We start from the raw sequence: 21,424 nt of genomic DNA, 5'->3' as shown, positions 1-21,424 counted from the left end.
GGCGCGCACGATAACGGCCATTGCCTTGGCTTTCCCGGGAGTTCCCGATGACCCTGCAGTTCGTCCACGGAGCCGTCGACCGCGATGGCGCACCGCTGCATTTCCATATCCGTGATGGCCGCATCCGCGATCTCAATGGTGCGGCGCGCGCCTCCGAAGGTGCGGAATGCGTCGATCTGACCGGCTTCAGCGTCCTGCCCGGGCTGGTCGATGGCCATATCCACCTGGACAAGAGCTTTGTCGGTGACCGTTGGCATTCGCATCAACCGGTCAACACGCTGCGCGAGCGGCTGGCGGTGGAAAAGGCTGCACTGGCCACCGCCGCACCGATGGCCGATCGCGCCGAAGCCCTGATCCGCCAGTGCAGCGGCTTCGGCACGGTGGCCATGCGCTGCCACGTCGATGTCGATGGCAGCACCGGCCTGGACCATCTGCAGGCGGTGCGCGAGGCGGCACTGCGCTGCGCCGACATCATGCGGATCCAGCTGGTGGCGTTCCCGCAGGCCGGGGTGATGTCCCGTGCGGGTACGGCGGCGGTACTGGAACAGGCGCTGGCGGCGGGCGTGGAAGTGCTCGGTGGCATCGACCCGACCACGCTGGACGGCGACGCCGAAGGCCAGCTGGCACTGCTGTTCGGGCTGGCCGAGCGCTATGGGGTGCAGCTGGACATCCATCTGCATGAGCCAGGTGAGACCGGACTGGCCCAACTGCTGCGCATCGCCGCGCGTACCCGTGCCGCCGGCCTGCAGGGGCGTGTGGCGGTCAGCCATGCGTACGCACTCGGCGAGGTGCCGTTGGCGCGCGCGCTGCAGGTGGGCGAGGCACTGGCCTCGGCCGGCGTCGCGATCATGAGCAATGCACCGGGTGACCATCCGTTCCCTCCGCTGCGCGCGCTGCATGACGCCGGCGTGCGCGTGTTCGCCGGCAACGACAACATCCGCGACTGCTGGTGGCCGTATGGCAATGGCGATCTGCTGCAGCGGGCGATGCTGCTCGGTTACCGCTCCGGGTTCTACACCGACACCGACCTGATGCTGGCGCTGGACATGGTCAGCACCCATGCCGCGCAGGTGATCGGGCTGCCACAGCATGGCGTGGCCGAGGGCCTGCCGGCGACCTTCGTGGCGGTACGCGCCGATCATGGTCCAGCGGCGGTGGCAGGGGTGCCGGTGGAACGCCGCGTGGTGGTCGACGGCCGCTGGCAGTAGCTCCACGCCATGCGTGGATGCGCATGGTCGCGGGGTGGCCGCATCCACGCATGGCGTGGATCTATCGCGATCAATCCGGTTCGCGCTGCACCTGGCGCCACAGCTCGCTGGCCAGGGCACGCACCGCGTCGTCGGCGTCGGCGCGATGCAGCAGGCCGATCTCGTAGTTGTCGATCACCGGCAGGTCGCGTTCTCCATCGATGATGCGGTGCTCGCGGCTGACTGCGCGGCGCGGCAACAGGCTGATGCCGATGCCATCGGCCACCGCGCCCTGGATGCCGCTGAGCGAGGAGCTGGTGAAGGCGATGCGCCAGCGCAGGCCCAGCGCTTCCACCGCGTGGATCATCTCGTCGCGGTACAGCCCGCGCGGCGGGAAGGTGACCAGCGGCAGCGGGTCCTGCAGCAGGCAGCTGCTGCGCAGGCTGTCGATCCAGTGCATCGGCTCGCGCCGGCAATGCACGGCCTGGCGGCTGTTGCGGCGCTGCTTGACCAGCACCAGGTCCAGTTCGCCATGGTCGAAGCCGTGGGCCAGGTCGCGGCTGAGGCCGCTGCTGATTTCCAGCTTGACCTGCGGGTGGCGGCGGCTGAAGGCCGCCAGCATCCGCGTGGTCTGCGCGTTGACGAAGTCCTCCGGCACGCCGATGCGGACGGCGGTTTCCACGGTGGCGCCGGCCAGCGCCTGGGCCATTTCCTCGTTCAGGTCGAGCATGCGCCGCGCGTAGCCGAGCAGGGTGTGGCCGGCGTCGGTCGGGTGCACGTCGCGGTGGCCGCGTTCGAGCAGGCGATGCCCGGCCAGTTCCTCCAACCGCCGCACCTTCTGGCTGACCGTGGACTGGGTCGAATGCAGGCGCGTGGCGGCTGTGGTGAAGCTGCCGCAGTCGGCCACCATCACCAGTGCCCGCAGCAGGTCCAGCTCGAACAGGGTTCTATTCGATTTGGCACTGTCTGGCATTTGAACATTTCACTTCTGGATACCCGGGGCGACTTCTACCATGCGGGACAACGACCGGCAATGCCCGGCCATCGCGCGCGCCGCGCGGTACCGGACAGGAGGAGACACCGACATGCGCTTTCATCGTTGCCCTGCCTGGCTGGCGCCGTTGCCGCGCGTGCTGCTGGTGTGCCTGCTGGCGCTGGTGACTCCCGCCTGCACCGCCACCTCCAGGGCCGAGGCCGATGGCCATCTGCGCGATGCCGCCAGCCGCGGCGATGCCGAGGCCGTGCGCGAGGCGATCGCGCAGGGCGCTGATCTGGAGGCCCGCGACGGGCAGGGGCGCACCGCACTGCTGCTGGCCACCCATGGCAACAACGTGGATGCCGCGCGCGAACTGATCGAGGCCGGGGCCGACGTCAATGCCAAGGACGCGTTGCAGGACAGCGCCTACCTGTATGCCGGCGCGCGTGGCCTCGATGAGATCCTGGCGATGACCCTGGCGCACGGCGCCGACCTGCGCAGCACCAACCGCTATGGCGGCACCGCGCTGATTCCGGCCGCCGAGCGCGGCCACGTCGCCACCGTGCGCACGTTGCTGCGCGCAGGCGTGGCGGTAGATCACGTCAACCGCCTGCACTGGACCGCACTGCTGGAAGCGATCCTGCTGGGCGATGGCGGGCCGCGTCATGTGCAGATCGTGCAGCTGCTGCTGGACGCCGGCGCCGACCCCGAGCTGGCCGATGGCGATGGCGTGACCCCATTGGCCCACGCGCGTCAGCGTGGCTACTCGCAGATTGAAACCCTGCTGCGCCAGCACGGCGCGGCACGCTGAAGCCCGACCCCTTCCACCCCGCACGCTGCGCGTGCCCACCAGGATGCTGTCCATGTTCCGTTCCCGTCCGCTGTCCTTCGCCATTCTTCTTGCCGTTGCACCGCTGTCGGCCGCAGCGGCCGAGCGCGCCGACCTGCTGATCCGCAATGCCACCGTGGTCGATGTCGAGCACGCCCGCAGCCTGGCGGGGCAGAGCGTGGTGATCCGTGGCGAGGACATCGTCGCGGTCGGCCCGGACGCGCAGCTGCTTACCCAGTGGAAGACCACCCGGCAGATCGATGCGCAGGGCAAGTACCTGATTCCCGGCCTGTGGGACATGCACGTGCACTTCGGCGGTGGCCCGGCGTTGATCGAAGAGAACAAGGCGTTGCTGCCGCTGTACATCGCCCATGGCATCACCACCGTCCGTGACTGCTCCGGCGACCTGCCCGAGCAGGTGCTGCAGTGGCGTGGCGAGATCGCCAGGGGCACCCTGTTCGGCCCGCGCCTGCTCAGCTCGGGTGCGAAGATCGAGGGCATCAAGCCGGTCTGGAAGGGCACCATCGAAGTGGGCAGCGAGGGCGATGTGGACAAGGCCATCACCCGCCTGCAGCGCGACAAGGTCGATTTCGTGAAGATCACCGACAGCACGCTGAAGCCGGAGCTGTTCCTGTACTCGGCCAGTGCCGCGCGCAAGGCGGGTTTCAAGGCCTCGGGCCATATTCCGATGGCACTGACCGTGGAGCAGGCGGTCGACGCCGGCCTGGCCTCGATCGAGCACCTGGATTATGCGTTCAAGGCCGGCAGCAAGGACGAGGCGCAGATCGCCGCCGACTTCGCTGCCGGCCGCATCGACCGTGCTGAAGCCAACCGCCGGCTCGACGCCAGTTTCGACCGCGACACCGCGATGCACGCCTATCGTGATTTCGCCAAGCGCGGTGTGTTCGTCACGCCCACGCTCAACGGTGGCCGCATCCTGGACTTCCTCGACCAGGATGACCATGCCGACGATCCGTACCTGGCCTACATCGGCCCGGGCCTGCGCGCGACCTACCAATGGCGCGTGGACCGCGCGGCCAAGGCCACGCCGGCACAGATCGAAGCCCGGCACGCGCAGTACCACCAGGTGGCGGCGGTGCTGCCGCTGCTGCAGGAGGCCGGTGTGACGATCATCGCCGGCACCGATGCCGGCTTCCTCAACTCGTACAATTTCCCGGGCATCGCTCTGCACCAGGAACTGCAGCTGTTCGTGAAGGAGGGCCTGAGCGCACCGCAGGCATTGTCGGCGGCAACCCGTTCCGGCCCGGCCTGGTTCGGCCAGATGGATCGCTACGGCGGCATCGCGCAGGGCAAGGCGGCCGACCTGGTGCTGCTGGCCGCCAATCCGCTGCAGGACATCGCCGCCACCGAAAAGATCGACAGCGTGATTCTGCGCGGCAACGTCTATGACCGTGCGGCGCTGGACAAGATGCTGGCCGATACCAAGGCCAAGGTGGCCGCCTGGAATGTTGAGGCTGCCAAGGCCAACTGAAGGCCCCGGGGTCGGATCCCTTTCCTTCGGAAAGGGATCCGACCCCTTCATCGATTGACGCCCTTGCTTCCGGCACGGGAAGGATCGGGCGCGGGCGCCTAGCATGGTGGCTGGTTCCCGTTCGACGCTGTGCATGTCCGTTGCCCCCGCCTGTGTGTTGCCTGCCCCCGAAGCACCGTTGTCGTTACCGCGCCCACGCGTGGTCATGCTGGGGTTGTGGGCGCTGCTGATCGCCACCGCAGTGCCGGCGGTGCACCTGAGTCAGCAACCGGGTGGCCTGGTGCCAGCGGCGCTGTTCATCGTCGGTGCCGAGCTGCCCTGGATGCTGGCGACGCCAGCGCTGTGGGCGGCCTGCCGGCGCTGGCCCTTGCCGGGGCGGCGCTCTCTGATCGGCTGGTTGTTGCTGGGCCTGTTGCTGACACCGGCATTGACTGCGCTGGGCTGGGGGCTGGGCCATCTGCTGCTGCAGCTGTGGCAGGCGCAGCCGCTGCCGTCGTCGCGCCAGGTGGCCCGAGCAATCGGCATCACCACGTTGTTTGCCTTTCCCACCTTCATCGCAGTGGCCGGTACCGGTCACGGCCTGGCCTGGTTGCAGCGGCTGAACGCGCAATCGCAGGCCCTGCGGCTGGCCCGCGAAGTCGCCCTGCGGCAGCACCTCCAGCACCATTTCCTGTTCAACGCACTCAATGCCATCGGTGGCCTGGCGCTGCTGCGTCCACTGGCGGCAGACGCGGCCCTGGTGCAGCTGTCCTCGTTGCTGCGCGACACCCTGCAATGCCCGGCGCAACGTCCGCTGGCAGATGAGCTGGGCGCTGCACAGGATTACGTGGCCCTGCAGTCGCTGTTGCATGACGAGGCGTTGCATCTGCACCTGCAGGCCAGCGCCGAGGCCCTGCACTGGCCCGTGCCGGGGCTGCTGCTGCAGCCGCTGATCGAGAACGCGGTGCTGCACAGTGGCTGGCAGGCGGGGGACCCGCTGCTGCAGATCGAACTGACAGCGGAGGTACAGGGCAGCGTGCTGGAGGTGGCCGTGTTCAATCCCTGCCTGCGTGCTGCGCGCAACGTAGGCCTCGGCAGTGGCCTGGCCACACTGCAGCGCCGGTTGACGATGATCGGTGGCCATCTGCAGGCCGGCCACAGCGGCAGCGGCTACAGGGTCTGCCTGTTCCTGCCGGGACAAGCGGCATGATGCGCCCGTTGAGCGTGCTGCTGGTGGATGACGTGGCATTGGCGCGTCACCGCCTGCGTGAGTTGCTGGCGCACATTCCGCAGGTCAGGGTCGATGCTGAAGCGGCCAGCCTGGACCAGGCGCGACAGCGGCTGCTGGGGCGACGCTTCGATCTGTTGCTGCTGGATCTGGTACTGCCCGATGGCCGCGGCTGGGAACTGCCGGCGCAGCAGCCTGCGCTGGCCGCGCACACCATATTCGTGACGGCGCTGCCACAGCATGCGCTGCAGGCCTTCGAGCTGGGGGTGGCCGACTATCTGCTCAAGCCGGTTGCGCTGCCACGACTCCAGGAAGCGATCATGCGGGTGCGTCGCCTGGCCGGGCTGCTCGACGATGAGCAGGCCAATGCGCAGGTTCTGGCCGTGCCGGCCGTGGGTGGAACGCAGTACGTACCGTTGGCGCAGATCGACTACATCGACATGGCCGGGCACTATGCGTGCGTCCACGTCGGGCAGCGCCTGCATCTGCTGCGCGAGACGATCGCGCGGTTGGCCGAGCGCCTGGCGCCGGGCGGCCTGCTGCGCGTGCATCGCTCGGTGCTGGTCAACCCGTTGCGCGTGCAGGGCGTGGTCGAGCGTCACAACGGCGATGCGCTGCTTGAGCTGGCCGGGGGCGTGCAGGTGCCGGTCAGTCGCAGCTATCGCACCGCCTTGGCCTCCGCCCTGGACGCGCGGCTGAAACACGGTTGAGGCCAGCCGTGGCACGGTTGGCACCATCGACGCCGGTTCCTGCGGTAGATGCCGCTCCCTCCGGGCACGCTCTCCCTTTTGCGGAAGAGGGCAGGACATGCGGAAACGAGCGGGGTGGGGATGGTTGCTGTGTGCGCTGGCGATCCCGGCGATGGCCGATGTCCGCGTTGAGGTTGATGACCAGCACGGGCGTGCTGATCGTATTCCGGTGATCAAGGTCGAGGGCCTTGCCGTTGCCGAGACGGTGCGCCTGCGCCTGTCGATGCAGGACAGCCGGGGCCAGCGCTGGCAGTCAGAGGCCGTGCTGCGTGCCGATCTGCGTGGCCAGGTTGATACCACCGGCAGCGGATCGGAGCAGGGAAGCTACCGGGGCATCGATGCGGGCGGACTGATCTGGTCGATGCAGCCGCAGCAGGGGCGCGCCAGTGCAATGCCGCTGCATTGGCAACGCGCGGCCGATGGCATGGGCTTCCTGCCGCAGACGTTCGAACTGGAAGTGGAGCAGGCTGGTTCGGTCGTTGCACGGCAGACCCTGCAGCGTCACCTGATGCTGCCTGGGGTGCGGGTGCAACGGGTTGATATCGGCGGGCGCGAGGCGCATCTGTACCTGCCAGCGGACAGGCCCGCCCGGACACGAGGGCCGGCGCTGGTGACGCTGGGTGGCGCGGAAGGCGGCTTCGAGGGCGGCGACCAGTACGCTGCCTGGTTGGCCAGCAACGGCTACATCGCCGTGTCGATTGCGTGGTATCGCGGGCCCGGTGTGCCCAAGGATCTGATTGACGTGCCGCTGGAGACCATCGGTGATGCGGTGCACTGGCTTCAGCGGCAGCCTGGCGTGGATCCGCAGCGGGTCGGTCTGCTGGGTGGTTCCTGGGGCGGGATCGCAACCATGGCCACCGCCGTCCATCTGCCCACGCTGCGCGCGGCGGTGTCCTGGGTTGGCAGTCCGGCCCCTTTCCGTGGCATTGCCCGCGACGTTGCCCCGGCCGATTTCAGGGCCGTGGATCGCTCACCCCTGAGTTGGCAGGGCAAACCGCTGGCGTGGCTGCCGTATCGGGAGGATGTGGATTGGGGACGGCCGGGGCCGCAGTGGGCGCCGGCATTGCAGGCGGCGATGCTGCCGATCGAAACGATCGCCGCACGGACATTGTGGGTGGGAGGCGGCGATGACCGCCTGGGCGACTCCGGCGTGATGATGGCCGTTGCCCAGCGTCGGTTGGCCGAAGCAGGGCGAGGTGATCGCGACCGGTTCCTCTACTACCCCGATGCGGGGCATCTGATCACACCGATTCTGCAGCCGAGCTCCCATCGCCATGACGTGGGTCCGTTCATTGAAGTCGGGGGCACCGCCGAAGGCCATGCGCGCGCCGACCGTGAAGTGGGCCCGGCCGTGCTGGCGTTCCTGGCCGAGGCGTTGTGAGCGGGCGCTAATGCGGTGCCGGCCGCATTCCGTGCAGCTGTGGCAGTGCGGCCTTCATCGCATTGATGAAGGCGCGCAGCCGTGGCGGCTGCTGGCGCGCGGCAGGAAACACGACGTGTACCGGCAGTGCCGGCGCCTGCCAGTCCGGCAGCAGCTGCACCAGGCGCCCTTGTGCCAGGTCCTCGGCGACCAGCCAGGCCGAGACCACGGCCGCGCCCAAGCCGGCGCGCGCGGCCTGCTGCACTACGAACAGGTTGTCGCTGAGCAGGCGTGGGCTGATTGAAAGGGTATGCGCACGCCCCTGTGCATCATGCAGCAGCAGGCGTTCGCGGTAGTAGGTGACCAGCGAGATCCACGGCAGGGACTGCGCCTGTTCTGGTGTGCTGATCGCGGCGGCCTGCACCAGCGAGGGCGCTGCCACGACGATGCGCGGCACTTCGGCGAGCGGCAGTGCGACCATGCGCGGTTCGTCGACCGGGCCCACCCGCACCGCGCAGTCGATGCCTTCTGCGATGAAATCCGGGCGGCGATCTTCCAGGATCCACTCCAGGCTCAGCTGTGGATGCCGGGCGAGGAAGGCCAGCATGGTCGGCAGCAGCTGCGCCTGACCGAACGCGTGCGGCACCATCACCCGCAGCCGTCCGCGCAGCGTTTCTGGTTCGCCCTGGAGTTCGGCCTGCAGCGACTCCCATTCGTCAACCACGCGTTGCGCATGGCGCTGGCAGCGCAGGCCATCTTCGGTCAGCTGCAGGCCGTGGGTGGAGCGCTGCAGCAGGCGCAGGCCCAGCTGCCGCTCCAGCGCCTGCAGGCGGCGGCTGACGGTGGGCTGGGTGGTTCCCAGCTGCACGGCCGCGGCCGACAGGCTGCCCGCATCGACGATGCGCAGGAAGGTACGCAGAAGGTCCAGGCGATCAGCGCCGGTGGCGAGGTCTGTCATGCGTATGGCGTATGAATGGTATGCGAATCAGCCTACTACAGACGTTGGATGAATATAGGCACGATACGCCCACTTCTCCCACGGGACTGCCCCATGTCTACCCCCTCGCTGTCCGTCGCCGCCGTGCCCGCAGCCGCCCCGTCCACCCCGCTGGTGTTGGCGATGGCGGCCGGCGCCGGCTTCTCGGTGGCCTCGCTCTACTACAGCCAACCGATGCTGGGCCTGATCGCCCAGGACCTTGGCGCGGGGGAGCGCGCGGCCGGCCTGGTGCCGACCCTGACCCAGCTGGGGTATGCGCTGGGGATCCTGCTGCTGGCACCGCTGGGTGACCGTTTCGACCGCCGCACCCTGATTCTGTTGAAGTCCGCGCTGCTGGCACTGGCATTGGGCGCGGCAGCGATGGCCGGGCACCTGCCGGGCCTGCTGATGGCCAGCCTGCTGGTGGGGCTGATGGCCACGCTGGCGCAGGACATCGTGCCGGCCGCTGCGGTGCTGGCGCCGGATGCGCAGCGCGGGCAGATCGTCGGCCGGGTGATGACCGGCCTGTTGCTCGGCATCCTGCTGTCACGGGTGGTCAGTGGCGTGGTGGCCGAGGCGTGGGGCTGGCGTACCCAGTTCGTGCTGGCTGCGCTGTCGGTGGCGGCGATGGGTGCGGTGATGGCACGCGCACTGCCGCGTTTCGCACCGACCACTACGTTGCGCTACCCGGCGCTGCTGGGTTCGTTGCTGGCGTTGTGGCGTGAGCAGCCGCAGCTGCGCCGCGCGGTGGCCAGCCAGTCGTTGCTGGCCGTGGGCTTCAGCGCGTTCTGGTCGACCCTGGCGCTGATGTTGCACGCCTGCCTGGGGCTGGGCAGCGCGGCGGCAGGTGCATTCGGCATTGCCGGAGCGGCCGGTGCGCTGGCCGCGCCGTTCGCCGGCCGCTTCGCCGATCGATTGGGGTGCCACGCGGTGGCACGGCTGGCGATCGCGGTGGCGCTGCTGGGTTTTGGCCTGCTGCTGGCCGAGACCTGGCTGCCGGCCGCCGCGCTGCTGCCGCTGCTGGTGGTGAGCGCGCTGCTGTTCGACTTCGGGTTCCAGTCGGCGCTGGTGGCACACCAGACGCTGGTCTACGGCCTGGTGCCGCCGGCACGCAGTCGCCTCAATGCGCTGCTGTTCACGGGCATGTTCATCGGCATGGCGGCCGGTGGCGCGCTGGGCAGCCTGGCGCTGGCGCAGTGGGGATGGCACGGCGTGGCCTGGCTGGCGGTGGTGTGTGCGGGCAGCAGTCTGCTGCTGCGTTTGAAGTAAAGGTTGTTTGGCAGGGCTTGCAGCCCTGCACCCCCGCAACCGGACCCACCCCGCCTTCGACAGATTCCTGCGGCCTGTTGGAACGGCTTTTGGGGTCAGATCCGTTTTTCGCAGGAAAACGGATCTGACCCCGGATGTACTTCGGTATCTGACAACGTTCATCCACGCATGGCGTGGATCTACCGTGTCGACCAAGGTCGACATCTACCAACAGCCATCGGAATCTGTCAGAGGTAGGGCGGTGTCGGAGTGCGGGGTGTCAGCCGCATGGATGTGGCCGTGGGTGCAGGGCTGCAAGCCCTGCCGAACACCCCCCTAATCGTGACCGCTGTCGTCCAGGCTGATGATGCCGCGCCGCAGTGCCTGGGTGACCGCATGCGTGCGGTCGCCGACGCCGAGCTTGTCCATCAGGCTCTTCATGTGCGCCTTCACGGTCTGCTCGGAAATCTGCATGCGCTCGCCGATGCGCTTGTTCGACAACCCGCCGGCCACGTGCCGCAGCACTTCGGTCTCGCGCGGGGACAACCGGTCTTCGACCACATGTGCGGCGATGCTGGCGGCTACCGCCGGTGGAATCGGCGCGCGGCGACCGCCCGCCACCATGCGGATCGTATCGACCAGCTCGTGGCGCAGCATGTCCTTCAGCAGATAGGCGCTGGCGCCGGCCTGCAGGGCGCGCACGGCGCGCACGTCACCGCGGTAGGTGGTCAGCACGATGATGCGCGCGCGTGGATCCATCGCACGGATCCGCACGATGGCTTCCACGCCATCCAGGCGCGGCATCTGCAGGTCCATCAACACCACATCCGGCTGCAGCTGCTGGTAGCGCGCGATGGCCTCTTCGCCATCGGCGGCTTCGCCCAGCAGGCGCAGGTCGGCGTGCGCGCCCAACAAGGCCGCCAGGCCGTCACGCAGCAACGGATGGTCATCCACCACCAGTACGCCGATCGGGGAAGGGGTCTCAGTCATGCTCAGGTCTGCTCCAGGGCCAGCGCCAACGCGGCGCGCGGCGGTGATACAAGCGTCGCGCCGGAACCGCCAGCGCCACTTCAGTGCCCAGCCCGGGGCGGGTCCACAACTGCAGCTCGGCGCCGAGCCGCTGCGCGCGCTCGCGCATGCCCTGCAGGCCCCAGTGGCCATGCGCGGCGTTCTCATCGGCAATACCGACGCCATCATCGCGCACATGCAGCAGGAAGCAGCGCGTGCCGTAGGACAGCTCCACTTCGATCGCGCTGGCATGGGCATGACGCAAGGCATTGCGGATGGCCTCGCGGCCGATCAGGAACACTTCCTCGGCGGCGTCGGCCTGCAACGATGGCAGTGCGCCTTCCACGGTCAGGCGCAGCGGATTGGTACCGTGCCCGGCGTACTCGGCATGCACATCGGCCAGTGCCGAGGCCAGGTCGCGACCGGCGAAGGGGCCGTCGCGCAGTGCATTGACCCGCTCGCGGCCCTCGGCCAGATTGCGTTCGGCCAGTTGCATCGCCGACTCCAGCTGGCTGCGCACCGGCTCGGGTGTCTGTGCTGATTGGCTGATCGCGTGCAGGCGCAGGATCAGGCCCTGGCTGCCCTGCAGCAGGGTGTCGTGCAGGTCGCGGGCGATGCGCTCGCGTTCGCCGTGGCGCTCCTGCAGCCGCGCGCGGAACAGTGCCGCCAACTGGCCACTGCGGATGCGTACGGCCATCACCAGCAGCGCCAGCACGGTGGCCGCGCACAACAGCTTGAACCACACGGTCTGCATGAAGGTGGGGGCGATGCGGAAGCTGCGCTGTGCCGGTGCCGTGCTCCAGATGCCGTCTTCGTTGGCCGCCTCCACTTCAAAGCGGTAACTGCCCGGCGCCAGGTTGGTGTAGTACGCGCGCGTGCTGCTGCCGGCGTCCTGCCAGCCATCATCGACGCCGGACAGGCGATAGCGGTAGCGGTTGCGCTCCGGTCGCGCCAGCGACAACGCCACGTAGTCGATCTGCAGCTGGCTGGTGCCGGCCGGCAGGCGCAGGCCGTCGTGCAAGGGCTGCTGCTCGCTGCCGTACAGCACGTCACCGATGCGCACGCTGGGGGCCATGGTGTTGACATGCGAACGGGTGGTGTCCAGCCACGCCAGCCCCTGGTTGGTGGCCAGCCACAGCAGGCCGTCCGCCGCCAACGCCGCGGTGGAGATCGGCCCACTCTGCAGCGCGATGCCGGGCATGCCGTCCACGGCATCGAACAGGCGCGGCGTCACCGGCAGCCCGGCACGCAGTGCACGACGCAGCTGCGCGCTCTCCAGCCGCACCAGACCGCGGCTGCCGTTGAGCCACAGATGCCCGCGCGCATCGGCGACCATGCCGGTGATGCCTTCGAGCACGCCGGCCATGTCGGTACGCACGGCAACGAATCGACCCTCGCCGACGCGCGCGGCCAGTCCGGCTTCGCCGGCCACCAGCAGCAGGTCCTGGTGCTGCAGCACGGCGGTCACCGGCCCTACCGAAAGACCCTGTGCGCTGCCGAAGGTCTCGATGGCCGTCGCGCCCATCCGACGCAGGCCACCATCGGCATAGCCCAGCAGCAGTTGCCCGTCGGCATCCAGGCCCAGCGAAGAGCAGGCCTGCTCGGGCAGGCGCCGCTCGCGCTGCCACTGGCCGCCCTGGTAGTGCAGCACGCCGCGCTCGCCGGTGCACACCCAGGCCTGCGCATCATCGGGAAACAGCAGCGCATGCAGGGGCTGCCCGGTGAACGGTGCGGGCAGCGGAATCAGTGTGGTACGGCCGCCCTGGGTGCGGGCGAGATTGATCCAGTCGAACTGCCAGATCGGTGTGGGCGCCTGCCGCGCGGCGGCCTGCAGCTGCGCGGCACTGCCTTGCAGCAGACTGCGGCGCAGGTCGTACGGTTTGAGATCTTCGCCGTAGCCGTACACCCGGCCGTCACTGGCGCGCACCAGCGAGCGGTAGGGATCGCTGGGGCCGACCGTGAGAGTGTGCACGCTGCGCGCGCGGAAGCGGTTGAGGCCCAGATTGGTGCCGACCCAGAGGTTGCCCTCGCGGTCGGCGATGATCGGTACGGCCGAGGTGGCAGTGAGCCCGTGCGGCGAATCGAAACGCTCCATGCGTACGGCCTGGGTGCCTTCGAAGGTGACCCGGGCCACGCCGCCATGCGGGCTCATCGTGGCCCACAGGGCGCCGTCGGCGGTGAACTGGAGACGGGCCGCGACCAGCTCCGGCAGGCGTCGCGCCTCGCGCTCGCGCTCGGGTAGCACGCCCTGCGCGTTGGCCAGCGGCGAGGTGCCGCGGATGCGGTCGGCCAGCCACACCTCACCGCTCGGGCTTTCCGCCAGCGTCGCCATCTGCGAGACCGCGATGCCGGTGTCGACGAAGGCCGCCTGCTGCGGCCCGCGCATCCAGATCCTGAGGTCGGCCAGGACCCAGAAGGTGCCGCGACTGTCGTGCAGCACCCATTGCACGCGGCGTTCCGGCAGGCCGGCACTGCTCGGCAGAGGCTGCCAGCGTTGGCCATCGAACCGGCGCAGTCCGCCGTTGATCGCGGCCCACAGCCGGCCATCGCGGTCCTGGCTGAAATGCGGCACCACCCCGACCGGCACGCCCTGTGCCCGGCCGTAGTTGTGCAGCTGGCCAGCGGCGAGCTGGCTGATGCCGGCCTGGAAGTAGCCGATCCACATCGTGTCATCGCGGCCGACGGCCAGGGTGACCATGTTGGTGGACGGGAAGCGGCTGCCCACGGGGGGCGACTGCCGCTCGAAGCGGCGCCCGTCGAAGCGGTACAGGCCCGAACCGGTGGCCAACCACAGCAGCCCATCGCGGTCCTGGGCGATGTCCCAGATGTCACCGGGCGCGCCCTGGCCGACCCGCCACGCAGTGTGCTCGTAGCCGGGCAGGCCACTGCCCGACAGCGGATGCTGCACGGCGAGCGCGGGCAGGGCAGTCAACAGCAGCAGGCACGTCAGCAGCGCCGGCAGGCGACGCAGGAACGGGAAGGGGCGGCCACGCATGAGGCGCATTCTGGCAGGTGCGGGGCAGGCCGGGGTGACCCTAACGGGGTAGGCGTGGTGCGTCTGCATCGGCTATCACGCCGGCATGCCCCATGGAGCGCGGCGATGCAGCGCCTGTTCGTGATGTTTCCCGACCGTGGCCCGGGCGTCGGCCTGCTGTGGTTGCGGTTGTGCGTGGCCGCCACCCTGTGCCTGCCTGGAACGCAGGACGGATGGCTGGCGCTGCTGTGCCTGCTGGCGGCGGCGATGCTGGTGCCGGGCGTGTTGACGCCGTTGGCGGCCGCGCTGGCTGTCCTCGGCCTGCAGGCGCAGGCGATGCCATGGCCGGTGGCGCTGCTGCCGCTGGCCCTGCTGCTGCTCGGGCCCGGTGCCTATTCGCTGGACGCGCGATGGTTCGGGCGCCGTGTGCTCGGCCGTCGGCCTCCCCCATTCGGGTAAGTGCCGGCCCCGACCGTCGGGGGTAGGGCGTCGAGCCGTCGCCACGCACCATGGGCCACCCCCTCGCGGCATCCCCGATGGCTATCGCTTCTCCACCGGTTTCGCCCGCCGTTGCCTTGGCTCCGCACCAGATGGCGGCACTGCAGCGTGCGCTGCGTTATGTCGATGAGCATCTGTCGCAGCCCCTGCGGGTGACCGAGCTGGCCGAAGCGGCCTGCGTCAGCCGTTTCCATCTGGTACGGCTGTTCCGCAGCGGCACTGGCGCCAGTCCGCTGCGCTATGTGCGGCGGCGGCGCATCGAGCGCGCCCGTCAGCTGCTTCCCTCCGCGCAGCTGCCGATGTGCAGCCTGGCGCAGCAGCTGGGCTTCTTCGACCAGAGCCATTTCGTACGCAGTTTCCGCGCCGAGACCGGCTGCAGCCCCGGTCAGTACCTGGCCGGCGATGCCGGATTGCGTCTTCCTACCGACCATGTTTCCAACGGAGTCCACCCATGAACCCTGCCACCGCCACGCCCGCCCCGTCCCTGTTGTCGCCGACCGACCATGCCCTGGTGCTGATCGACTTCCAGTCGCAGATGGCCTTTGCCACCCACACCATCGACATCTCCGCGCTGCGCAACAACGTCTCGCTGATCAGCAAGGGCGCCAAGGGTTTCAATGTTCCAGTGGTGTTGACCACCGTGGCCGAAGCCTCGTTCTCCGGCCCGATGTTCCCCGAGCTGCCGGCGATCTTCCCGGAGCAGCCGGTGTTCGACCGCACCTCGATGAACACCTGGGAAGACCAGCCGGTGATCGATGAGATCAACCGCATCGGCAAGCGTCGGCTGGTGATGGCCGGGCTGTGGACCAGTGTCTGCATCGTGGGCCCGGCCCTGTCGGCACTGGCGCAGGGCTTCGAGGTCTACGTGATCACCGATGCCTGCGGCGACGTCAGCGAGGAAGCGCACGAGCGCGCGATCACCCGCATGGTGCAGGCCGGTGCGGTGCCGATGACCAGTGTGCAGTACCTGCTGGAGCTGCAGCGCGACTGGGCGCGCGGTGAAACCTACGCGCTGACCACCGGCATCGCCGGTGACCACGCCGGCGGCTATGGCATCGGCATCCAGTACGCCAAGCGCATGTTCGGCGCGCAGGAAGGCGGGCACTGAGCATGATGGCCGGCCATGGCCTCGACCTGGCCCTGCTGATGCTGCGCGTGGCGGCGGGAGGCTTCCTGTTGCCGCACGCACTGGGCAAGCTGTTCGGCTGGTCGGGCGGCCCGGGCCTGGCCGGCTTCGCCGCCGAGCTGCGCGGCTTCGGGCTGCCGGCCATGGCACCGCTGCCGCTGCTGCTGGCGTTGACACAGGTGTTGTCCGGCCTGGCGGTCCTGCTCGGCTGGCAGACCCGCATCGCCGCCTTGGTTGCCGCCGCCTTCATCGGCTTCACCGTACTGCTGGCCCTGCCCAAGGGCTGGTTCTGGATGCGCGGCGGCACGGAGTACCCGTTGATGTGGACGGCGGTACTGCTGGCCCTCGCGCTGACCGGCCCCGGCGCCTGGGCGCTGGACGGTCAACGCCTTCCGGGAGATTTCGCATGAGTCACGATCCACTCGACCACGGCCGCCGCAACGTGGTGCTGGCCAGCGGCGCTGCCGTGGCGCTGGGCCTGGCCGGCCGCGCCGGTGCTGCACTCGATTCCACTTCCAAGGAGCGTCGCATGAGCACGCTGGTCATCCGCAATGCCCGCATCACCACGCTTGATCCGCAGCAGCCGCATGCACAGGCGTTGGCCGTGCAGGAAGGGCGCATCGTCGCCGTCGGCAGCGACGCGGAGATCATGCGCGAGTGGGGCAACGAAGCGACCCTGATCGATGCGCAGGGCCGGCGCCTGCTGCCGGGGCTCAACGACAGCCACACCCACCTGATCCGTGGCGGCCTGAACTACAACCTGGAACTGCGCTGGGATGGCCTGCGTTCGCTGGCCGACGCGATGGCGATGCTGAAGGCCCAGGTCGATCGCACCCCGGCGCCGCAATGGGTGCGTGTGGTGGGAGGTTTCACCGCCGCGCAGTTCAACGAGAAGCGCTTGCCGACCCTGCAGGAGCTCAACGACATCGCGCCGGATACGCCGGTGTTCCTGCTGCACCTGTACGACCGTGCGCTGCTCAACCGCGCCGCACTGCGTGCGTGTGGTTACAGCAAGGACACCCCCGACCCGCCGGGTGGGCAGATCGTGCGTGATTCGCTCGGCAACCCGACCGGCCTGCTGCTGGCCAAGCCCAACGCGCTGATCCTGTACGCAACGCTGGCCAAGGGACCACGCCTGCCGATCGAGTACCAGGCCAATTCCACCCGCCACTTCATGCGCGAACTGAACCGGCTGGGCATCACCTCGGTGATCGATGCCGGCGGTGGTTTCCAGAACTATCCCGAGGACTACCAGGTCATCGAGCAGCTGCATCGCGATGACCAGCTGACCGTGCGCATCGCCTACAACCTGTTCACCCAGAACAAGGGCAAGGAAGTGGATGACTTCCGTGGTTGGAGCGAGATCCTGCAGCCGCGCCAGGGCGATGACCTGCTTCGCCACAATGGTGCGGGCGAGATGCTGGTGTTCTCGGCCGCCGACTTCGAGCTGTTCAATGAGCCACGTCCGGAGCTGCCGCCGGAGCTGGAGCCGCAGCTGCACGATGTGGTCAGGCTGCTGGTCGAGAAGCGCTGGCCGTTCCGTATCCACGCCACCTACGATGAGAGCATCAGCCGCATCCTCGACGTCTACGAGCAGGTCAACCGTGAAGTGCCGTTCGACGGCCTGCACTGGTTCATCGATCACGCCGAGACCATCACACCGCGCAACATCGAGCGCATCCGTGCGCTTGGCGGTGGCATCGCCGTGCAGCACCGCATGGCCTACCAGGGCGAGGCCTTCGTCGAGCGCTATGGTGTGCAGGCCGCGCGGCATACGCCACCGGTGAAGCGGATGTTGGCCGAGGGCGTGCCGGTCGGCGCCGGCACCGATGCCACCCGTGTGGCCAGCTACAACCCGTGGGTGGCGCTGTCGTGGCTGGTGACCGGGCGCACCGTCGGTGGCCTGGCCCTGTACGGCGATGAGAACCTGCTGGAGCGCGAACAGGCGCTGCGCCTGTGGACCCAAGGCAGTGCCTGGTTCTCCGGCGATGAGGCAGTGAAGGGCACCTTGAAGGCTGGCCAGCTGGCCGACTTCATCGTGCTGTCGGCTGACTTCTTCCGCGTCGACGACGCGCAGATCGCCGACATCACCAGCGTGCTGACGGTGGTCGGTGGTCGCATCGTGCACGCCGACGCTGACTATGCGGGCCTGGCCCCGCAGCTGCCGCCGGCGATGCCGGACTGGTCGCCGGTGAACCGCTTCGGTGGTTACCACGTTGGCGGCGCAGCCACCGGCCTGGCGGCGGCCCACCACCATCATCACGGCGTTGCCTGCAGCACCCACGGCGCGCACGGGCATGCGGCGCACCATGCCGCACCCACCGACGATCTGACCGCGTTCTGGGGCGCGATGGGATGCTCGTGCTTCGCGTTCTGAGTCTGGCGCTGCTGGTTGCGCCGACACTGGCGCTGGCCTGCGAAGGTGGCCGTTGCATCGAAGCAGGCGACGGCCAGCTGCAATGGGACGCGTCACTGCGCGTGCGCGGTCTGTACTACGACCCGACCCGGTTCGGCATCGGTGGCGCGGAAGATGGCTATGGCCTGCTGCGCGCGCTGGCTTCGGCCAGCTATGTGGAGGACACCTGGCAGGCGAAGCTGCAGCTGGGCGTGCACGGCGAGAATGGCAAGGCGGGCGGCCCGGGCCGGACTGACCGCAGTGCGCTGGATGTGCAGCAGGTGTACTGGCGCTGGCAGCGTGGCAGCTTCCACCTGCAGCTGGGTCGGCAGGAAGCGGGCTATGGCAGCTCGCGCCTGCTGTCGGTGCGCGATGGGCCGAACATCCGGCTGGCCTTCGATGGCGCCCGTGCAGGTTGGAAGGGACGGCTGGGTGCGCTGGATCTGATGGCGCTGCGACCGGTGCAGAACCGGCCGGGCGCGTTCGATGATCGCGGTGAGCCGGGGGCGCACCTGTGGGGCGCATATGCCACCACCGCGCGCGGCCGTTGGCCCGGTCAATGGGATCTGTACCTGCTGGACTACCGTCGCGAAGCTGCGCGCTTCGCCGCCGGTGCTGGCATCGAGCGTCGACAGACCGTCGGCGCGCGCTGGTTCGGCCAGGCCGGCGCACTGGACTGGAACAGCGAGCTGGTCGCGCAGGGCGGTGAACTGCGCACCGCCACCGGCGACCTCGACATCCGCGCGTGGACGCTGGCCACCGATACCGGTTGGCGCTGGAGCCGCCTGCCGCTGCAACCACGGCTGGGTCTGAAGGCCGACATCGCCAGCGGCGATGGCAACCTGCGCGATGGGCGGCTGGGCACGTTCAACGCGTTGTTCCCGAAATCGGCCTATTTCAGCGAGGCCAGCCTGCTGGCTCCGGCCAATCTGATGGACGTGCAGCCGACCCTGTCGCTGCGCCTGCACGACACGGTGACGACGGAGCTGGGCGTACAGATGGCCTGGAAGCAGCGTCGCGCCGACGCGGTGTACACCACGCCGGCACCGCTGGTGGCTTTGCCCGGCACTGCCGGAGGTGCACGCCGGATCGGCACCCAATACAAATCCGAAACCCGCTGGCAGGCCAGCGAACACTGGCAATGGCAGCTGCAGCTGGCCTGGGTCGACGCCGGACCTGCACTGACGCAGGCCGGCGGCCAGGACACGCTGTTCGCCTCGATCGTTGGAGCATGGCAATGGTGAACGCAAGCGCGTCGCAACCTCCCGCACAGGCCGCAGGTGCCTGGTCCCCGCTGAAGATCCGGATGTTCCGCTCGATCTGGCTGGCGATCCTGGCCAGCAACATCGGCACCTGGGTCAACGACGTCGCCGCCGCCTGGGTGATGGCCGAACGTACCGGTTCACCGTTGATGGTGGCGCTGGTGCAGTCGGCCACCACGGTACCGATCGTGCTGCTGGCGCTGGCGGCCGGCACGCTGGCCGACATCGTCGATCGCCGCCGGTACCTGCTGGCGACCCAGGGCTGGATGCTGCTGGTGGCGGCGGTGATGGCCGGTTTGACCGCAATGGATCTGCTGACCCCGCAGCTGCTGGTGCTGCTGACCTTCTGCATGGGCTGCGGCACGGCGATGGCGATGCCGGCGCAGGCAGCGATCGTGTCCGAGCTGGTGCCGCAGCCGATGCTGGCCTCGGCAGTGGCATTGAACTCGATCGGCATCAACATCGCGCGCTCGGTCGGCCCGGCCATCGGTGGCGTGATCGTCGCCCAGCTCGGTGCGGTGTGGGCGTTCGGATTCAACGCGATCACCTTTGCCGCGATGCTGTTCGTGGTGTGGGGCTGGAAGCGCGATCCGAAACAGTCCAGCCTGCCGCCGGAGGGCTTTGGCGCCGGCCTCAAGGCGGGCCTGCGTTACGCCAGCCGCGCCGGGCGGTTGCAGGCGGTGCTGATCAAGTCGGTCGGTTTCTTCTTCTTCGCCGCCGCGATGAACGCGCTGTTGCCGGTCGTGGTACGTGGGCAGATGCACGGTGGGGCGGGGCAGTACGGCATGCTGCTGGGCTGCATCGGGATCGGCGCGGTGGGGGGGGCGCTGCTGCTGCCGAAGCTGCGTGCGCGGCTGGACCGTGACCTGCTGGTGCTGCTGGCCACGCTTTCGCTGGCGTTGAGCCTGGTCGGCCTGGCGCTGACCCGCAGCTGGTATGTGCTGCCGCTGGTGATGCTGATCAACGGCTTCGCCTGGATCACCGTGCTGTCGTCGTTGCAGATTGCGGCGCAGACCGCGGTGCCAGCCTGGGTGCGCGCACGTGCGTTGGCGCTGTACATCGTGGTGTTCTCCGCAGGCATGGCCGCCGGTGGCCTGAGCTGGGGTGCGCTGGCGCAGCGCACCTCACCGGAACTGGCCTTGCTGGTGGCGGCGGCCGGCGCGGTGATCGGCGGGCTGCTGGTGTGGCGCGTACGCATCGCCGGCACCGAGGATCTGAACCTGCGCCCGGCCGGGCATTGGCCGGCGCCGGAGCTGTCGGTGCCGGTGTCGAATGATCGTGGCCCGGTGCTGGTGACCATCGAGTACCGCATCGAGGAGGGTGATCGCGCTGCATTCCAGGCGCAGATGCGCGCGCTGGGCACGATCCGTCGCCGCGACGGCGCGGTGGTCTGGGGCGTGGTCGAGGATGTGGCCAGCCCCGGCATCCACCTGGAGTATTTCGTGACCCCGTCATGGCTGGAGCACCTGCGCCAGCACGAGCGCATCACCGCCGATGACAAGGCGATCCAGGAAGTGCTGCGCGGGCTGCATCGCGGTGAACGCGCACCGGTGGTGCGCCATTTCGTCGGCGGCCACGACCCGCTGCCCAAGGCTGGGGTTCCGCACCACCACAACGACATCTGAGCGGCCCCGGGTAGAGCCGGCCGCTGGCCGGCTGTGCAGATTGCGATGGATTGATCGGGTTGCCGGCCAGCGGCCGGCACTACCGAAGGGGCGTCGGCACCACAACGACATCTGAGCTGCCCCGGGTAGAGCCGGCCGCTGGCCGGCTGCGCAGATTGCGATGGATTGATCGGGTTGCCGGCCAGCGGCCGGCACTACCGAAGAGGCGGCGGCACCACAACGATATCTGAGCGGCCCCGGGTAGAGCCGGCCGCTGGCCGGCTGCGCAGATTGCGATGGATTGATCGGGTTGCCGGCCAGCGGCCGGCACTACCGAACAGGCGGTGGCACCACAACGACATCTGAGCGGCCCCGGGTAGAGCCGGCCGCCGGCTGGCTGTGCAGATTGCGATGGATTGATCGGGTTGCCGGCCAGCGGCCGGCACTACCGAAGAGGCGGCGGCACCACAACGGCATCTGAGCGGCCCCGGGTAGAGCCGGCCGCTGGCCGGCTGTGCAGATTGCAATGGATT

General features: G+C 69.0%; 18 protein-coding genes. 14 read left to right on the top strand and 4 right to left on the bottom strand.

Annotated elements, in window-relative coordinates:
• The first annotated feature begins 47 nt into the window (after positions 1-47).
• Positions 48-1,208 carry an amidohydrolase family protein gene (locus C9412_RS06280; protein ID WP_107230838.1) on the top strand — a complete coding sequence of 387 codons (1,161 nt, stop codon included), beginning with the start codon at positions 48-50 and terminating at the stop codon, positions 1,206-1,208.
• A gap of 70 nt (positions 1,209-1,278) precedes the next feature.
• Here the strand turns inward: C9412_RS06280 and C9412_RS06275 are convergent, their stop codons facing one another.
• Entirely contained in the window at positions 1,279-2,160 is an 882-nt protein-coding gene (locus C9412_RS06275) for a LysR substrate-binding domain-containing protein (RefSeq protein WP_107230837.1), read from the bottom strand.
• A 112-nt stretch (positions 2,161-2,272) separates the two neighbouring features.
• On the opposite strand from C9412_RS06275, the gene C9412_RS06270 reads away from it, so the two are divergent.
• The 5 genes from C9412_RS06270 to C9412_RS06250 all read left to right on the top strand — a co-directional run bounded on the left by C9412_RS06270 (position 2,273) and on the right by C9412_RS06250 (position 7,821).
• Positions 2,273-2,974 (top strand): ankyrin repeat domain-containing protein, encoded by a 702-nt coding sequence (locus C9412_RS06270; protein WP_107230836.1) that lies wholly within the window; start codon positions 2,273-2,275, stop codon positions 2,972-2,974.
• Positions 2,975-3,026: 52 nt separating this feature from the next.
• Positions 3,027-4,484: an amidohydrolase family protein gene (locus C9412_RS06265; protein WP_107230835.1), complete on the top strand. Its 1,458-nt coding sequence runs from the start codon at positions 3,027-3,029 to the stop codon at positions 4,482-4,484.
• Between the two features lie 133 nt (positions 4,485-4,617).
• The gene (locus C9412_RS06260; protein WP_258190033.1) at positions 4,618-5,673 is read left to right on the top strand and encodes a histidine kinase; all 1,056 of its coding nucleotides are present in this window, start codon (positions 4,618-4,620) and stop codon (positions 5,671-5,673) included.
• Positions 5,670-6,401: a LytTR family DNA-binding domain-containing protein gene (locus tag C9412_RS06255; protein ID WP_107230833.1), complete on the top strand. Its 732-nt coding sequence runs from the start codon at positions 5,670-5,672 to the stop codon at positions 6,399-6,401. The genes C9412_RS06260 and C9412_RS06255 overlap by 4 nt, the downstream gene beginning before the upstream one ends.
• 97 nt (positions 6,402-6,498) lie before the next feature.
• The gene (locus C9412_RS06250) at positions 6,499-7,821 is read left to right on the top strand and encodes an acyl-CoA thioesterase/bile acid-CoA:amino acid N-acyltransferase family protein (RefSeq protein WP_107230832.1); all 1,323 of its coding nucleotides are present in this window, start codon (positions 6,499-6,501) and stop codon (positions 7,819-7,821) included.
• Between the two features lie 7 nt (positions 7,822-7,828).
• On the opposite strand, the gene C9412_RS06245 is transcribed toward C9412_RS06250, so the two are convergent.
• Positions 7,829-8,758, bottom strand: coding sequence for a LysR family transcriptional regulator (locus tag C9412_RS06245; RefSeq protein ID WP_107230831.1), 930 nt, complete (start codon positions 8,756-8,758; stop codon positions 7,829-7,831).
• A 93-nt stretch (positions 8,759-8,851) separates the two neighbouring features.
• Here C9412_RS06245 and C9412_RS06240 point away from each other — a divergent pair, with 93 nt between their 5' ends.
• Complete coding sequence (locus C9412_RS06240; protein WP_107230830.1) at positions 8,852-10,045, top strand: MFS transporter; 1,194 nt, start codon at positions 8,852-8,854, stop codon at positions 10,043-10,045.
• Positions 10,046-10,360: 315 nt separating this feature from the next.
• Here the strand turns inward: C9412_RS06240 and C9412_RS06235 are convergent, their stop codons facing one another.
• Positions 10,361-11,014 carry a response regulator transcription factor gene (locus tag C9412_RS06235; protein WP_107230829.1) on the bottom strand — a complete coding sequence of 218 codons (654 nt, stop codon included), beginning with the start codon at positions 11,012-11,014 and terminating at the stop codon, positions 10,361-10,363.
• A complete protein-coding gene (locus tag C9412_RS06230) occupies positions 11,007-14,036 on the bottom strand; it encodes a sensor histidine kinase (RefSeq protein ID WP_107230828.1) in 3,030 nt (1,009 codons plus the stop codon). The genes C9412_RS06235 and C9412_RS06230 overlap by 8 nt, the downstream gene beginning before the upstream one ends.
• 96 nt (positions 14,037-14,132) lie before the next feature.
• Here C9412_RS06230 and C9412_RS06225 point away from each other — a divergent pair, with 96 nt between their 5' ends.
• From C9412_RS06225 to C9412_RS06195, 7 genes are all read left to right on the top strand, one after another.
• Positions 14,133-14,465 (top strand): hypothetical protein, encoded by a 333-nt coding sequence (locus C9412_RS06225; RefSeq protein WP_107230827.1) that lies wholly within the window; start codon positions 14,133-14,135, stop codon positions 14,463-14,465.
• Positions 14,466-14,515: 50 nt separating this feature from the next.
• Positions 14,516-14,959, top strand: coding sequence for an AraC family transcriptional regulator (locus C9412_RS06220; RefSeq protein ID WP_107230826.1), 444 nt, complete (start codon positions 14,516-14,518; stop codon positions 14,957-14,959).
• A complete protein-coding gene (locus C9412_RS06215) occupies positions 14,956-15,612 on the top strand; it encodes a hydrolase (RefSeq protein WP_107230825.1) in 657 nt (218 codons plus the stop codon). The genes C9412_RS06220 and C9412_RS06215 overlap by 4 nt, the downstream gene beginning before the upstream one ends.
• 2 nt (positions 15,613-15,614) lie before the next feature.
• A complete protein-coding gene (locus C9412_RS06210; RefSeq protein ID WP_107230824.1) occupies positions 15,615-16,040 on the top strand; it encodes a DoxX family protein in 426 nt (141 codons plus the stop codon).
• A 119-nt stretch (positions 16,041-16,159) separates the two neighbouring features.
• Positions 16,160-18,007 (top strand): amidohydrolase, encoded by a 1,848-nt coding sequence (locus C9412_RS06205; RefSeq protein WP_181358750.1) that lies wholly within the window; start codon positions 16,160-16,162, stop codon positions 18,005-18,007.
• A complete protein-coding gene (locus C9412_RS06200) occupies positions 17,986-19,269 on the top strand; it encodes an alginate export family protein (protein WP_107230822.1) in 1,284 nt (427 codons plus the stop codon). Before C9412_RS06205 ends, C9412_RS06200 begins: the two co-directional genes overlap by 22 nt.
• On the top strand, positions 19,263-20,912 hold the full coding sequence (locus tag C9412_RS06195; RefSeq protein ID WP_107230821.1) for an MFS transporter: 1,650 nt from the start codon (positions 19,263-19,265) through the stop codon (positions 20,910-20,912). Before C9412_RS06200 ends, C9412_RS06195 begins: the two co-directional genes overlap by 7 nt.
• Positions 20,913-21,424 lie beyond the last annotated feature (512 nt).

Source organism: Stenotrophomonas sp. Nf1 (assembly GCF_003028475.1).
In the GTDB taxonomy this organism is placed as follows: domain Bacteria; phylum Pseudomonadota; class Gammaproteobacteria; order Xanthomonadales; family Xanthomonadaceae; genus Stenotrophomonas.
This window is presented reverse-complemented; position numbering and strand designations above follow the sequence as displayed.

Coding starts and splice junctions, on each gene's coding strand:
- C9412_RS06280 (WP_107230838.1), top strand. CDS start 48: ATGACCCTGCAGTTCGTCCACGGAGCCGTCGACCGCGATGGCGCACCG.
- C9412_RS06275 (WP_107230837.1), bottom strand. CDS start 2,160: ATGCCAGACAGTGCCAAATCGAATAGAACCCTGTTCGAGCTGGACCTG.
- C9412_RS06270 (WP_107230836.1), top strand. CDS start 2,273: ATGCGCTTTCATCGTTGCCCTGCCTGGCTGGCGCCGTTGCCGCGCGTG.
- C9412_RS06265 (WP_107230835.1), top strand. CDS start 3,027: ATGTTCCGTTCCCGTCCGCTGTCCTTCGCCATTCTTCTTGCCGTTGCA.
- C9412_RS06260 (WP_258190033.1), top strand. CDS start 4,618: ATGTCCGTTGCCCCCGCCTGTGTGTTGCCTGCCCCCGAAGCACCGTTG.
- C9412_RS06255 (WP_107230833.1), top strand. CDS start 5,670: ATGATGCGCCCGTTGAGCGTGCTGCTGGTGGATGACGTGGCATTGGCG.
- C9412_RS06250 (WP_107230832.1), top strand. CDS start 6,499: ATGCGGAAACGAGCGGGGTGGGGATGGTTGCTGTGTGCGCTGGCGATC.
- C9412_RS06245 (WP_107230831.1), bottom strand. CDS start 8,758: ATGACAGACCTCGCCACCGGCGCTGATCGCCTGGACCTTCTGCGTACC.
- C9412_RS06240 (WP_107230830.1), top strand. CDS start 8,852: ATGTCTACCCCCTCGCTGTCCGTCGCCGCCGTGCCCGCAGCCGCCCCG.
- C9412_RS06235 (WP_107230829.1), bottom strand. CDS start 11,014: ATGACTGAGACCCCTTCCCCGATCGGCGTACTGGTGGTGGATGACCAT.
- C9412_RS06230 (WP_107230828.1), bottom strand. CDS start 14,036: ATGCGCCTCATGCGTGGCCGCCCCTTCCCGTTCCTGCGTCGCCTGCCG.
- C9412_RS06225 (WP_107230827.1), top strand. CDS start 14,133: ATGCAGCGCCTGTTCGTGATGTTTCCCGACCGTGGCCCGGGCGTCGGC.
- C9412_RS06220 (WP_107230826.1), top strand. CDS start 14,516: ATGGGCCACCCCCTCGCGGCATCCCCGATGGCTATCGCTTCTCCACCG.
- C9412_RS06215 (WP_107230825.1), top strand. CDS start 14,956: ATGAACCCTGCCACCGCCACGCCCGCCCCGTCCCTGTTGTCGCCGACC.
- C9412_RS06210 (WP_107230824.1), top strand. CDS start 15,615: ATGATGGCCGGCCATGGCCTCGACCTGGCCCTGCTGATGCTGCGCGTG.
- C9412_RS06205 (WP_181358750.1), top strand. CDS start 16,160: ATGAGCACGCTGGTCATCCGCAATGCCCGCATCACCACGCTTGATCCG.
- C9412_RS06200 (WP_107230822.1), top strand. CDS start 17,986: ATGCTCGTGCTTCGCGTTCTGAGTCTGGCGCTGCTGGTTGCGCCGACA.
- C9412_RS06195 (WP_107230821.1), top strand. CDS start 19,263: ATGGTGAACGCAAGCGCGTCGCAACCTCCCGCACAGGCCGCAGGTGCC.